This window comes from uncultured Sulfitobacter sp., from assembly GCF_947497275.1.
Taxonomy (GTDB): domain Bacteria; phylum Pseudomonadota; class Alphaproteobacteria; order Rhodobacterales; family Rhodobacteraceae; genus Sulfitobacter.
The window spans coordinates 1-12,663 of sequence record NZ_CANMFS010000001.1 but is presented as its reverse complement, the minus strand read 5'-3'; the positions used below and the strand labels follow the sequence as shown (position 1 = coordinate 12,663).

The window sequence follows — 12,663 nt, the reverse complement described above, 5'->3', positions numbered from 1 at the left end:
GGTGACGATTACGGTCTACTCGGCTGCGTGGTTCCTGCCCTTCGTGCTGCCGATCTGTCTCTATGTCGCCTACACCGATATGGCGCGGATGAAGATCACGAACGGCGCCAATATCTTGCTGGCCTGCGTTTTCGTCATCGTCGGGCTGATCGCTCTGCCGTTCGAGGACTACCTTTGGCGGCTGGTCAGTCTTATCGTCGTGCTCGTTGTCGGATTCGTACTCAATGCGGCAGGCGCGATGGGTGCGGGCGACAGTAAATTCATCGCCGCAGCCGCGCCCTTTATCGCACTCGGCGATCTGAGGTTGCTGATGTTTCTGTTCATGGCGGCACTACTGGCCGCCGTTGCTACCCACAAGACCATCAAACACACCCCCCTGCGCAGGCTCGCCCCGCACTGGACAAGCTGGGACCAGGGCAAGAAATTTCCGATGGGTCTCGCGCTGGGTGCCACACTTGCGCTCTATTTGACGCTTGGTTTGATGTACGGTGCCTGATTAAGGCCATTTTCATCCGCTAGGGATCGGGAAACACCACCCGTTTCAGAGCAGAGGGATAGAATAATGAACGCCCCAACCAATGCCGTCCTTGCCCCGCCACCGCCAAAGACGCTGGAAGACATGCGTTTGCCGCTGGTCATGATGCGCGATATTCTTCTCAAGACCATCTTCCGCAAGAACGTGGACATGGTAAGCGAACTGAGCCGCGCGATCTGCCTGCCAGTCCCCGTCACACAGGAACTTGTAGACATGTGCCGCACGCAGCGGTTACTCGAGGCCACAGGCACGCTCAATGCGCAGAACGGCAACGAGATGGGTTATCAGCTGACGGATGCGGGCAAGGCGCGCGCGCTGGACGCCCTGGCGCAATCCGAGTATTTCGGGCCGATGCCTGTGCCGCTGTCGGTCTACAAGGAACAGGTCAAGCGCCAGTCCGTCCGCAACATGCAGATCACCCGCGCCCAGTTGACCGGTGCGATGGGGCACCTCATCTTGCCCGACAGCTTGCTTGATCACCTCGGCCCCGCCGTCTCCGCAGGCCGCTCGATCCTCATGTACGGCCCCCCAGGCAACGGCAAATCCTCAATTTCGAACGGCATCCGCGACGCGCTGGGAGATCAGGTGTATGTCCCGCGCGCCATTGAATACGCCAGCCAGGTGATCACTGTATTCGATCCGATCGTCCACAACGAAATCGCCGCCGCCGAACAGGACCCGACGTCCCTGCGCCGCGTGACCCGTTTCGACGCTCGGTACGTATGCTGCGAGCGGCCTTCCGTCATCACCGGCGGCGAGTTGTCGCTCGACATGCTCGATCTGGTCTACAACCCCTCTGCCAAAACCTATCAGGCCCCATTGCAGCTGAAATCCACCGGCGGGATCTTCATCGTCGATGACCTTGGCCGGCAAAAAGAGCCACCACAGAGCATCGTCAACCGCTGGATCGTCCCGTTGGAAGAATCGAAGGACATTCTCGCCCTACAATCCGGCGAGAAGTTCGAGGTCCCGTTCGACACGCTTGTCATCTTTTCCACGAACTTCCACCCGAACGAGATCTTCGACACCGCCGCCCTGCGCCGCATCTTTTTCAAGATCAAGATCGACGGCCCCGACCAGGCTAATTTCCTCAAGATTTTCGCGATGGTTGCAAAGAAGCGGAAGATGCCGCTCGACGAGGCCACCCTGATCCATCTGTTGAAAAACAAATATCCCACGATCGACAATATCTATGCCAATTATCAGCCGATCTTTCTTATAGATCAGATCATCGCGATCTGCGAATTCGAGGGCATCCCCTATCAAATGTCCCCCGAATTGATGGACCGTGCCTGGGCCAACATGTTCGTCAAGGACGAACACATCGTAAAATAGCGCGGACCGACCCGGCTACCGACGCCCCGCCGTCAATACAAATGGGATCGCCTTCGCGATGAGGTCCCAGCACATGTTTTCCAGAATTTCGATCTTGCAAGGTACACAATGACGGTCTCGAGAAATCAGCGTGCTATCAGGCCCGGAGCCACGGATCCTACACGTTTGCGTTCACCCGTCCGGTCCAAAGACCGCAAAGGCGCTTCTCACCCATCGGACCACTGCAAACGCCTGCTCCGCCAGCCGGATCAGCAGAACGCCTACCACAAACACATACGATCCGCGCCACGAGCACATTTACCGCGACATCGTGGCTCTTTTCCACTCGCGGCTTCACATATTTCTGTTGGCAAGAAATATCCCGGGGGAGGCTTCGCTTTGCGAAGACGGGGGCTGGCCCCCATCGGCGCCAATGCTATCTAGTCCCCCATGGCCGATCTTCCCGATACTTTCAGAACCTGGTTCGCCGCCAAAGGCTGGTCGATCCACCCGCATCAGCAAGCGATGTTGGAGCGTGCGGATGCGCCGGCACTATTGCTCATCGCACCGACAGGCGGCGGCAAAACGCTTTCGGGATTTCTGCCGACCTTGATCGATCTGGCCGATGGCGATCACGAGGGCATGCACACACTCTATATTTCACCGCTCAAGGCGCTTGCCGCCGATATCAAACGCAACCTGACAACCCCGGTTGCGGAAATGGGCTTGCCCGTGCGCATAGAGGAACGCACCGGGGACACCACGGCAACCCGCCGCAAGCGCCAGCGCGCCGATCCGCCGCATATCTTTCTGACAACGCCCGAAAGCCTCGCCCTGCTCGTCTCCTACGATGATGCCCCGCGCATGTTCAAAGGCCTCAAGCGGGTCGTGATCGACGAAATTCACGCCCTCGCTGAATCCAAGCGAGGCGACCAGATGATGCTGGCTCTCGCGCGATTGCAAACGATTTGCCCCGATCTAAAACGTGTCGGTCTTTCCGCCACCGTTGAAGATCCGACCGCCATTGCGCATCTGATGGCGCGTCACCCCGATCCCTGCGAGATCCTGCAGGCCGATCCCGGCCCAGCCCCCGACATTTCGATGCTACGCACAGACGAGGCACCGCCCTGGTCCGGCGGGGGCGCGGCCTATGCCATCCCGGCGGTTCTGGAACAGGTCAAACAGCACAAGACGACGCTGATCTTTCACAATACCCGCGCGCAGGCCGAGATCTTTTTTCATAATCTGTGGCTTGCCAATGACGACGCTCTGCCTATTGGAATCCACCACGGATCGCTTGACCGTCAGCAGCGCGAACGGGTGGAGGGGGCGATGGTGCGCGGTGAATTGCGGGCCATCGTCTGCACCGGGAGTCTCGATCTGGGAATCGACTGGGGCGACGTGGATCTGGTGATCCAGATCGGTGCGCCAAAGAACGTCAAGCGTCTGGTCCAGCGCATTGGCCGCGCCAATCACCGCTACAACGCGCCTTCCAAGGCGTTGCTGGTCCCTGCCAACCGCTTCGAGGTGGTCGAATGTGTCGCGGCTTTGGAAGCCGTTCTGGACGGCGAGCTGGACGGCGACCCACGCGGGCCGGGGCCGCGTGACGTGCTGTGCCAGCACATACTGATCACCGCATGTGCAGGGCCCTTCGAGGAAACCGTGCTGTATTCCGAAATCAAGACCTGCGGGGCCTACAGCACGCTGAGCCGGGCCGCTTTCGATGCCTGTCTCGATTTCTGTGCGACGGGTGGCTACGCCCTGCGCGCCTATGACCGCTGGCAACGGCTGATCAAACGGCCTGACGGTTTGTGGCAGCTGCGCGATCCGCGCGCGGCGCAGCGCATACGCATGAACATCGGCACCATTCAGGACACCGACACGCTCAAGGTCCGGATGAAGCGCAACCGGGGTGGCAAACCGCTGGGAGAGATCGAGGAAGGTTTTGCCGCGACGCTCACCCCCGGTGACACCTTCCTCATTGGCGGGCAGATCGTCAAATACGAAGGTCTGCGCGAAATGACGGTCGAGGTGTCGCGCGACGCCGCGAAAAAACCGAGGATCGCGACCTTCATGGGCACCAAATTCGCGACATCAACTCAGCTTTCGGCGCGGGTGCAGCGGATGTTCACCCAAGATGCATGGCCCGAATTGCCCGACCACACCGCCAAATGGCTTGCCCTGCAACGCGAGGTAAGCCAGTTGCCACAACCGGGCCGGCTTTTGATCGAGAGCTTTCCGCACGACCGGCGCGCGCAGACGGTCGTCTACGGCTTTGCCGGTCGCAACGGGCAACAAACACTGGGTCTGTTGCTCACTAAACGGATGGAGGCGCTTGGTCTGCACCCCCTGGGATTTGTGGCAACCGATTACGCGACCCTGATCTGGGGCCTTGATCCCGTCACGGACCCGGAAACGCTGCTCGATCCGCACGCATTGCAGGACGGGTTGGAGACGTGGCTGGCGGGAAATGCGGTAATGAAACGGACGTTTCGTGCATCGGCGACAATCGCCGGGCTGATCGAACGCAACACCCCTTCGGCCCGCAAATCGGGGCGACAGGCGACGTTCAGCTCGGACATCCTGTACGACACGCTCACGAAATACGACCCCGAGCATCTGATGCTCGACATCACCCGCGAGGAGGCACTGCGCGGTCTGGTTGATTTCGGACGGATCGAAGAAATGCTGGAGCGGACCAGGGGGCGGATCGACCATCTGACGCTGCCACGTGTAACGCCGCTTTCGGCACCTTTGTTTCTCGAGATGGGTCGGGTTCCGGTCAAGGGCGAGGCCGAGGAACGTCTGCTGGCGGAAGAGGCAGCCCGGCTGATGCAAAGCTCCGGTCTCGCCCAGATCACACCGGCGGATGCCTCCAAACCGCGCTGGCGGGTTGGTTTCTAGGCGCGAAAACCCTTGCGGCTGTTCACGGGATGTTCCATGTCTGCCGCATGAACGGATATGATTTCACGATTGCGGGCGCCGCGCTCAAGGCGCTGTCCTCCGGCGCGCTGTGGTGGCCGCAGGAATCGTTGCTGGTGGTCAGCGACCTGCACCTCGGGAAATCCGAGCGGATCGCGCGGCGCGGCGGCGCGTCCCTGCCGCCCTATGACACGCGCGATACGCTTACCCGCCTCGCTGCCGATCTGGCGCTAAGCCATGCGCGCACGGTGGTCTGTCTGGGCGACAGCTTTGATGATCTTATGTCCGCAGATGCGCTGCCCGAAGACGAGCGCCAGTGGATCCTGCGCCTTCAGGCCGGTCGCCGCTGGGTCTGGATTGAAGGCAATCACGATCCCGGCCCGGTCGACGTTGGCGGCACCCATCTTGCCGAGCTGCCGCTGGCGCCGCTCACGTTTCGCCATATCGCCCAAGGGCCTGCGAGCGGCGAGATTTCGGGCCATTACCATCCCAAGGCCAGCATAAATGCCCGTGGTCGGATCATCACCCGCGCCGCCTTTCTGATTGACAGCGACCGCGTAATCATGCCCGCCTACGGGACCTATACTGGTGGTCTGCGCGCGCAGACGCCGGTGCTTGGGGCCCTGATGCGCGACGAGGCGATAGCCGTGCTCACCGGTCCCGTTCCCGTCGCCGTTCCAATGCCGAGGTAGCCTATGACACCCGCCGAAACAGACCGCATCCGATCGAGCTTTGCCGCACAAAGCATGATGGAAACATTTGGCGCGGACGTGATCGAGATCGAGAAAGGGCTGGTGCGGATCGCGTGCCCAATCCTGCCCGGTACCCGGCAACAGCAGGGGTTCGGCCATGCGGGGCTGACCTTTTCGATAGGAGACAGCGCGGCAGGCTATGCCGCTTTGACGCATCTGCCGCTCGACCAGGAGGTCGTTACGGCAGAGATCAAGATCAATCTGATTGCCCCCGCACGGGGCCAGCGCCTGATCGCGACGGGCAAAGTCGTCAAACCGGGCAAGCGGTTGTTCGTCGTCACGTCGGAAGTCCATGCTGAGATGGACGGTACCACAACATTGATCGCGGTGCTTCAGGGCACGATGGTGCCGGTGCCCGCCTGATGCCCGCTTAAAACAGCCCCGCCGCCTTCGATGCCGCGCGGTAACTGCGGCTGATCGGCACCTGCGTACCGTCGCGCATCGCAAGAAAATCGCGTCCTTTGATCCGCTGATGTGCGTCGATCGCTTCCAACGCCACCCAATGTGAGCGGTGCACTTGCATGCCGTTCTCGCGTGGAAGTTCATCAATCGCATCGCCAAGGCGCATCAGAACAAGGGCACTGCCCCTTTGCGTCACGACATTGAGGTAGTGGTCCTGCGCCTCGATCCGCACCAACGGACCGCGCACCTCCAACGGCAACCGGCGCTGGAACGTGGCATCGCCGGGGGGGTGCACGTCTGCAGAAACCGTTCGCGGACCTGCCACGCAGATCACCAGATGCACCAGCGCGGTCACAAGGCCGACGATACCCGCCAGATAAGCCCAATCCGCCAGGCCGCCCCAAGCCAGGAACACCCGGTCATTCAGCGCGTGAACGAACGTCGCGCAGAGGATCACGAAACCACCCCAGACCGCCAGTCCCACGAGGGCGCTCCGGCCCCGCGCAACCGTCAGGGCGAGATAGCTAAGCCCGATGGAAACGCCAACGATGCCAGACCAGTAGAGACCGCGCACCGGCGCACTGAGCAGATCCAGCGTGCCGAACGGCCCCGCCACGGTGGCTGCCGCGATCAGCAGGCACCAGATCGACAGCGGCATCACCCAACGGTGTCGTTCACGAAGCGTAGACTGCATCCGGCGAAGTATCCCTGTCGTTCACGCATGGTGCGGGCAACCCGCGCAAAGCGAATGGCGCGACCGCAACGAGATTGCCATGAAAAAGCGGTCAAACACAACGGAGCCCCGCAATGTCCCTTGATCCCCTGTTACAGGCCCCCGCCGTCATCCAGATCCACACCGCGCTTGCCCTGTGCGCCGTGGCGCTGACACTCGCGATCCTCACCCTATGCAAGGGCAGTCCGATGCACCGCGCGATGGGCCGTGCATGGGTGGTCGCAATGGCGATCGTCGCGGTCAGCAGCTTCTGGATACATGAATTGCGCGTGGTGGGGTTGTTCAGCCCGATCCATCTGTTGTCTCTGGTCACGCTGTGGACACTGCTAACCGCTGTGGGCCATGCCCGCGCGGGGCGGATCGCGGCACACCGGCGCCAGATGCGGTTCCTGATCTTCGGCGCGCTGGTGGTGGCTGGGGCGTTCACCTTCGCTCCCGGACGTGTCATGCACACCATCGTTTCAGGCGGTTAGGCCCTCGGGCTCAGGCAATCCGTTGGCGCGACAGCAGGCGGTAACGGTGTTGGCTAGAAGACATGCGATGGTCATCGGGCCGACACCTCCCGGCACCGGTGTGATCGCCCCCGCCACGGCGGCGCAGCTGTCGAAATCTACGTCGCCGACCAGCCTGGTCTTGCCTTCGCCCTTCTCCGGCGCGTCGAGACGGTTTATGCCGACGTCGATGACCGTAGCACCCGGCTTGATCCAGTCGCCCGGCACCATTTGCGGGCGCCCCACGGCCGCCACCACGATATCGGCACGGCGCACTACATCGGCCAGCTCCTTAGTGCGGCTGTGCGCGATTGTCACGGTGGCGCTGTCGTTCAGCAAAAGCTGCGCCATCGGCTTGCCCACGATGTTCGAACGCCCGATTACCACCGCATCCAACCCCGAGATCGACCCGTGGTGTTCGCGCAGCATCATCAGACAGCCCAGCGGCGTACAGGGCACCATGCTTTTCTGTCCCGTTCCCAACAGTCCGACGTTCGAGATGTGGAATCCGTCCACATCCTTGGCCGGGTCGATGGCATTGATGACCAGATCTTCGTTCAGGTGTTTTGGCAGTGGCAGCTGAACGAGAATGCCGTGTATCTCCGGATCGGTGTTGAGCGTGTCGATCAGCGCCAGAAGATCCGCCTCGGCGGTCTCGGCGTCCAGTCTGTGCTCGACCGATTTCATCCCCACTTCCGTGGTCATCTTGCGTTTGGAGCGAACATAGACCTGACTGGCCGGATCTTCGCCCACCAGAACGACGGCCAGACCGGGTGTGATCGCATGATCGGTCTTCAGCCGGGTGACGTGCTCTGCCACCTGGGCCCGTACCTTCGCCGCGAAAGCCTTGCCATCAATCAATGTTGCCGTCATCTGGGGTGTTCCCTTTCTTCGAAATACATTCGCGCCAAAAACCGCGTGCGGGGCCAAGCGTATGCCCTGCCCCGCTTGTGCGATGCGGTTCCGCTCAGAACAAGCCCTCGACGTCGCCGTCCGCGTTCAGTTTGATATTCTCCGCTGACGGCTTGCGGGGCAGACCCGGCATCGTCATGATCTCGCCGCAGATCGCGACGACGAAACCTGCACCGGCTGACAGGCGCACTTCGCGGACCGGTACGGTGAATCCCGTTGGCGCGCCGCGCCGCTCGGGGTCGGTGGTAAAGCTGTACTGCGTCTTTGCCATGCAGACCGGCAACTGCCCGTAGCCCTGCTCTTCCCAATCTTTCAACTGGTTGAGGATCTTCTGGTCGATCTGCGCACCGTCCGCGCGGTAGATCTTCGTTGCGATCGTGTTGATCTTGTCGGCAAGCGACATATCGTCGGGATAGATCGGCGCGAAATTCGCCTCGCCCTTCTCGATGGTCTCGACAACCTTCGTTGCAAGATCCGCGGACCCTTCCGAGCCAAGTTCCCAGTGGCGGGACAGTACCGCTTCGGATCCTTGCGAGGCTACAAAATCCTTGATCGCCTGCACTTCGGCATCGGTGTCGGTGACGAAATGATTGATCGCCACGACCACCGGCACACCGAAGGATTTGACGTTCTCGATATGACGCCCGAGGTTCGCACAGCCGTGCTTGACCGCATCGACATTCTCGGCGGCCAGATCGGCCTTGGCCACGCCGCCATTCATTTTCATCGCGCGCACGGTCGCCACGATCACCACGGCGGAGGGCGCGATCCCTGCCTTGCGGCATTTGATGTTCAGGAACTTCTCAGCCCCCAGATCGGCCCCGAAACCGGCTTCGGTCACAACGTAATCCGCCAGCTTCAGCGCCGTCGTCGTCGCAATCACGGAATTGCACCCGTGGGCAATGTTGGCGAAGGGACCGCCGTGCACAAACGCAGGGTTATTTTCCAGCGTCTGCACAAGGTTGGGCTGCATCGCATCTTTCAGCAAAACGGTCATCGCGCCGTCCGCCTTGATGTCGCGGCAGTAGACCGGAGAGCGGTCACGCCGGTGTGCGACGATCATCGCACCCAAACGCTCTTGCAAATCATCGAGGTTTTTCGCAAGGCACAGGATCGCCATCACCTCGGAAGCAACGGTGATGTCAAAGCCCGCCTCGCGCGGGAAGCCGTTGGACACACCGCCCAGCGACGCGGTGATCTGGCGCAGCGCGCGATCGTTCATATCGACAACCCGGCGCCAGACGACGCGACGAGTGTCGATCTCCAACTCGTTGCCCCAGTAGACGTGGTTGTCGATCATAGCACTCAGCAGATTATGCGCGCTGGTGATCGCGTGGAAATCGCCGGTAAAGTGCAGGTTCATCTCTTCCATCGGCACGACCTGCGCATAGCCACCGCCCGCGGCACCGCCCTTCATGCCGAAGTTGGGGCCAAGCGAGGCCTCGCGGATGCAGACGCAGGCGTTCTTGCCAATGCGGTTGAGACCGTCGCCCAGACCCACCGTCGTGGTGGTCTTGCCCTCTCCCGCCGGGGTCGGATTAATCGCAGTTACAAGGATCAGCTTGCCGTCGGTACGGTCCTGAACGGAGTTGATGAAGCCTTGGCTGATCTTCGCCTTGTCGTGCCCGTAGGGAAGCAGATCGTCCGAGGAGATCCCAAGCCTGGCACCGATCTCCTGGATCGGTTTCTTGGACGCTTCACGCGCAATTTGAATGTCAGTCTTGAAAGCCATGATGATCCCCGTTTGATGCCGGTACGGCACGTTCTAGCGGATGCATACAAGTCCCGACCAGATGCGCAGGTCTGGATTACGACATTTTCAGAGCGCGTTGCGGCGTGACAGGCGCCGCCGGTTTCGTTTAAGAAACGGCTGCCCGTGTACAGACCCGTCCGTACGCACTGATCGGCGACTCCGATCCTGCGTGCAATTGGCCCGAAAGCGTTGATCTGCGGCACCGTGTGACCCATTTTGGAACGCATCAACAGTCCCGAAAATCTTCCATTTTCCGCAGAACCACACTGGTCGCCGCCAAGGTCGCCACCGCCCAAGATGACGCTGAATTCGCCGCGGTTCGGTCGATCTGACCCTGCTCAGCCAGCACAACGGCGGCATGTTCCCCTATGTTAGACGTTAAGGCGCGGCGCGACGGATGAAAGGGACGCCACCAATTTGACGGGATGCCGAAATTCGGCCCCCAATTTGGCGGAACGATGGTCGACAACGTGTCGACGTCCGGAGATATCATTCCGACGCCGAAAGCCCTCATTGATCTGGCGCGCTATTGCGAGAGCATTCAGCAGTAACGTTCCCACTCAAAGCATCTGCGGGGTCCAGCCCCGTTGCTCGGGAACATGGAGCCGCAAACGCTCATCCACGGCGACCATGCCCTCGCGTTCGACCCACGCGGTAACGCCGCGACGGCCCTTGGCCGCCGACTTGAACGCCTTGCCATAGCCGGGCATGTCCAGCTCAATCTCACGCGCGGGCAGGACGCAGGGGTGGTTTTCCATGTCGACCACGATGGTCGCGCCGGACGGTCCCTGAAGCCGCGAAGAAGGCGGCAGGTGGGTGAAATCACTGATTCCGCGAAGCACCATCGTCGCACCGAGACGGGAAGGATCGAGGGCGTCCACCCCCATCTCGGCAGCAATGGCCGCAATCTCCTCGGCGCTCATCACGCAAAGCTGACGGGTATTGCGAATGGGCGTGCCACGCGGATGCTGCGACAGGACGCGGCTGCACGAGGGACGCGTCAGACCACCGTGGTCTTCCCCCTCCGGCCCGGCGAACCGCAGATCAAGGGTGTCTTGGGCACGGGCAGACAGACCGGCTGCGCGGTCGGGAACGACACCCAGCCACGTCACTGTCGCGTAGTAATCTGTCGGGACAAGGGCTGGCATGGCAGTCTCCAATTCGTTTCGACAGCTTGCGCGCGGGAGCCGAAAAAGAAAAGACCCCGCGCATATAGCTGGCTCATTCCGGGTTTTGAGATACAACTGCGGCGCCTACCAAGTAATATCTTGGTAGAAATTTGGTTTAAAGAGCATGTTTTTCGGGGCTGTTTACACAGGTTGCGCAAGCTTGTCTCGCCGCAACAGCAAGCAGAAAAATCGTTCCGGGACTTCGTCGATAAGAAAAACTGCCAACATCCCATTCGGTCCTAGCGGCTATCTTGACCGATCAACACCGAAAGATCGGAGATTGTATGGTCAAAAAGCTTCATTTCGATGTATTTTGGAGGTCTTCGAATACGCCAGCGACCCAGTCAGTTGGGATAATGACCGTTCTATGAGTGTGGTCACTAGCGCGGCGAAGAAGCCTGCGACGCGCGGTGTCTCGAGAACTCCGACGAGTTCATCTTTAATGGCACGCACGGAAAGCTGGCAGCAGATAGCAACTGCATAAAGGCGAAGCCGTCAGGACTTCGGATCATACACCGCCCCTGCAAAGACAAGCCCGACGCTCGGATCTCGGTACCAAGCGAAAAAAGGGTTAAGCGACAACGTCAGCATCCTGAGGTGTATCCTTAACGGCGACAGCATCGCGAAGATGAGCCGTGCTCTAACTGACATCGACACCGCGAACCAAATCGGCGTGAGCTACATCTACAGTGGGATCTTCGTGCTGAACAAGGCCTTTCCCTGTAGAATGTCACAGAAAACTGATCTGGGATTGTGACCGGGAATTGACCCGCTTTGTCGTTATGATGTGGACGATGGTGGTTTCTCCTTTCGTTTCTGTTTCGCAATCTCGGACCTGGCTTTGAAGCGATAACTGTCATTGTCTGTTTCGGGAATGTGGTAGCGGTAGGGAAGCCGGTCGAGCCGTGCAGTGGTTATTTTGGCACCCCGAACACCCTCGCACATTCGCTGAAGGCGAGATTGGGTGTGAGGATCACACTGATGCGCTCGTAGGGCTTGCTCGAAAGCTGGAACAGCAGCGCGCCGCTTGGATGTGCTGAACGGCGGGTAACCCAACTCATCCAGTATCACGAGGTCCGTTTTGATCGGTGCCTCAGCGATCTTTCCAGCCTTGCCCAGGTTTTTTTGCAGTGCCAGGCACGCCGATCAAGACCGAATTCACTGCGGCCTCCATGACCTCACATCGGTGTAGTCGGCGCACGAGGCTTCGTTGATCTTGCTGGCAGCGAAGTCAAAGCCAGACAGATCCTTGTCAGCCGGAAAGCGGGCGGCCTTCATTTGGCAGGCAATGGAACGCACCTCCCGTTCGGCCATTTCCGCCTCGAGCAATTGTGAGAGCATGGAGACGGCTGCATCGAATGCAGGTGCCCCTGTCCGATGAGATCGCCGACGGCCTGCGCCATGCCCCGCATCCTCAAGCTGCGCAGCATGATGACAATGGCGGCATCGCGCCAAAGGCGCGCAGGATCATGACGCCTTGCCGCAGCCTGGGAGGCACCTAACACACGGAAAGCAGTAAGCGGTGCTTTGGCCCCACGTTGATCAGTTGATCGTCTTTTTCGGCTTCCACCGTTTTGACAGCCTAAACACTTCGAAGCGTAGTTCGACCACGTTATTGTCCATCTCGATGCGCCCATCTGCCAGAAACAGGCAAAGCCCGTCCCAGTATTTTGCGATGTA

Annotated in this window: 15 protein-coding genes and 1 pseudogene; 9 read left to right on the top strand and 7 right to left on the bottom strand. The window is 60.4% G+C overall.

Features of this window, described 5'->3' with window-relative positions; translation table 11 throughout:
• The first annotated feature begins 1 nt into the window (after position 1).
• From Q1A06_RS00070 to Q1A06_RS00050, 5 genes are all read left to right on the top strand, one after another.
• On the top strand, positions 2 to 496 hold the full coding sequence (locus Q1A06_RS00070; RefSeq protein ID WP_299557387.1) for a prepilin peptidase: 495 nt from the start codon (positions 2 to 4) through the stop codon (positions 494 to 496).
• A gap of 66 nt (positions 497 to 562) precedes the next feature.
• A complete protein-coding gene (locus Q1A06_RS00065) occupies positions 563 to 1,870 on the top strand; it encodes an ATPase (RefSeq protein WP_299557384.1) in 1,308 nt (435 codons plus the stop codon).
• Positions 1,871 to 2,299: 429 nt separating this feature from the next.
• On the top strand, positions 2,300 to 4,753 hold the full coding sequence (locus tag Q1A06_RS00060) for a ligase-associated DNA damage response DEXH box helicase (RefSeq protein ID WP_299557381.1): 2,454 nt from the start codon (positions 2,300 to 2,302) through the stop codon (positions 4,751 to 4,753).
• 47 nt (positions 4,754 to 4,800) lie between these two features.
• On the top strand, positions 4,801 to 5,463 hold the full coding sequence (gene pdeM, locus Q1A06_RS00055) for a ligase-associated DNA damage response endonuclease PdeM (RefSeq protein WP_299557378.1): 663 nt from the start codon (positions 4,801 to 4,803) through the stop codon (positions 5,461 to 5,463).
• A 3-nt stretch (positions 5,464 to 5,466) separates the two neighbouring features.
• A complete protein-coding gene (locus tag Q1A06_RS00050; protein ID WP_299557375.1) occupies positions 5,467 to 5,886 on the top strand; it encodes a PaaI family thioesterase in 420 nt (139 codons plus the stop codon).
• 7 nt (positions 5,887 to 5,893) lie between these two features.
• On the opposite strand, the gene Q1A06_RS00045 is transcribed toward Q1A06_RS00050, so the two are convergent.
• Positions 5,894 to 6,619 (bottom strand): LytTR family DNA-binding domain-containing protein, encoded by a 726-nt coding sequence (locus tag Q1A06_RS00045; protein WP_299557372.1) that lies wholly within the window; start codon positions 6,617 to 6,619, stop codon positions 5,894 to 5,896.
• A gap of 113 nt (positions 6,620 to 6,732) precedes the next feature.
• On the opposite strand from Q1A06_RS00045, the gene Q1A06_RS00040 reads away from it, so the two are divergent.
• Positions 6,733 to 7,131: a DUF2306 domain-containing protein gene (locus tag Q1A06_RS00040; RefSeq protein ID WP_299557369.1), complete on the top strand. Its 399-nt coding sequence runs from the start codon at positions 6,733 to 6,735 to the stop codon at positions 7,129 to 7,131.
• Here the strand turns inward: Q1A06_RS00040 and folD are convergent.
• Positions 7,120 to 8,022 carry a bifunctional methylenetetrahydrofolate dehydrogenase/methenyltetrahydrofolate cyclohydrolase FolD gene (gene folD / locus Q1A06_RS00035; RefSeq protein WP_299557366.1) on the bottom strand — a complete coding sequence of 301 codons (903 nt, stop codon included), beginning with the start codon at positions 8,020 to 8,022 and terminating at the stop codon, positions 7,120 to 7,122. The two genes, Q1A06_RS00040 and folD, sit on opposite strands and share 12 nt — an antisense overlap.
• Before the next feature lie 94 nt (positions 8,023 to 8,116).
• Positions 8,117 to 9,793, bottom strand: coding sequence for a formate--tetrahydrofolate ligase (locus Q1A06_RS00030; protein WP_299557363.1), 1,677 nt, complete (start codon positions 9,791 to 9,793; stop codon positions 8,117 to 8,119).
• Positions 9,794 to 10,239: 446 nt separating this feature from the next.
• Between Q1A06_RS00030 and Q1A06_RS00025 the strand changes: the two genes are divergently transcribed.
• Positions 10,240 to 10,365 carry a hypothetical protein gene (locus Q1A06_RS00025; RefSeq protein ID WP_299557361.1) on the top strand — a complete coding sequence of 42 codons (126 nt, stop codon included), beginning with the start codon at positions 10,240 to 10,242 and terminating at the stop codon, positions 10,363 to 10,365.
• A 9-nt stretch (positions 10,366 to 10,374) separates the two neighbouring features.
• On the opposite strand, the gene Q1A06_RS00020 is transcribed toward Q1A06_RS00025, so the two are convergent.
• Positions 10,375 to 10,962 (bottom strand): MOSC domain-containing protein, encoded by a 588-nt coding sequence (locus Q1A06_RS00020; RefSeq protein ID WP_299557358.1) that lies wholly within the window; start codon positions 10,960 to 10,962, stop codon positions 10,375 to 10,377.
• Positions 10,963 to 11,611: 649 nt separating this feature from the next.
• Between Q1A06_RS00020 and Q1A06_RS00015 the strand changes: the two genes are divergently transcribed.
• On the top strand, positions 11,612 to 11,740 hold the full coding sequence (locus tag Q1A06_RS00015) for a hypothetical protein (protein ID WP_299557355.1): 129 nt from the start codon (positions 11,612 to 11,614) through the stop codon (positions 11,738 to 11,740).
• 23 nt (positions 11,741 to 11,763) lie between these two features.
• Here the strand turns inward: Q1A06_RS00015 and Q1A06_RS20985 are convergent, their stop codons facing one another.
• On the bottom strand, positions 11,764 to 12,069 hold the full coding sequence (locus Q1A06_RS20985; RefSeq protein WP_366523485.1) for an ATP-binding protein: 306 nt from the start codon (positions 12,067 to 12,069) through the stop codon (positions 11,764 to 11,766).
• Positions 12,070 to 12,141: 72 nt separating this feature from the next.
• The gene (locus tag Q1A06_RS20980) at positions 12,142 to 12,324 is read right to left on the bottom strand and encodes an ATP-binding protein (protein WP_366523473.1); all 183 of its coding nucleotides are present in this window, start codon (positions 12,322 to 12,324) and stop codon (positions 12,142 to 12,144) included.
• Between the two features lie 17 nt (positions 12,325 to 12,341).
• Between Q1A06_RS20980 and Q1A06_RS20975 the strand changes: the two genes are divergently transcribed.
• Entirely contained in the window at positions 12,342 to 12,485 is a 144-nt protein-coding gene (locus tag Q1A06_RS20975; protein WP_366523472.1) for a hypothetical protein, read from the top strand.
• 100 nt (positions 12,486 to 12,585) lie between these two features.
• Here Q1A06_RS20975 and Q1A06_RS00005 read toward each other — a convergent pair.
• A pseudogene (locus Q1A06_RS00005) lies at positions 12,586 to 12,663 on the bottom strand (transposase); the annotation flags it as partial.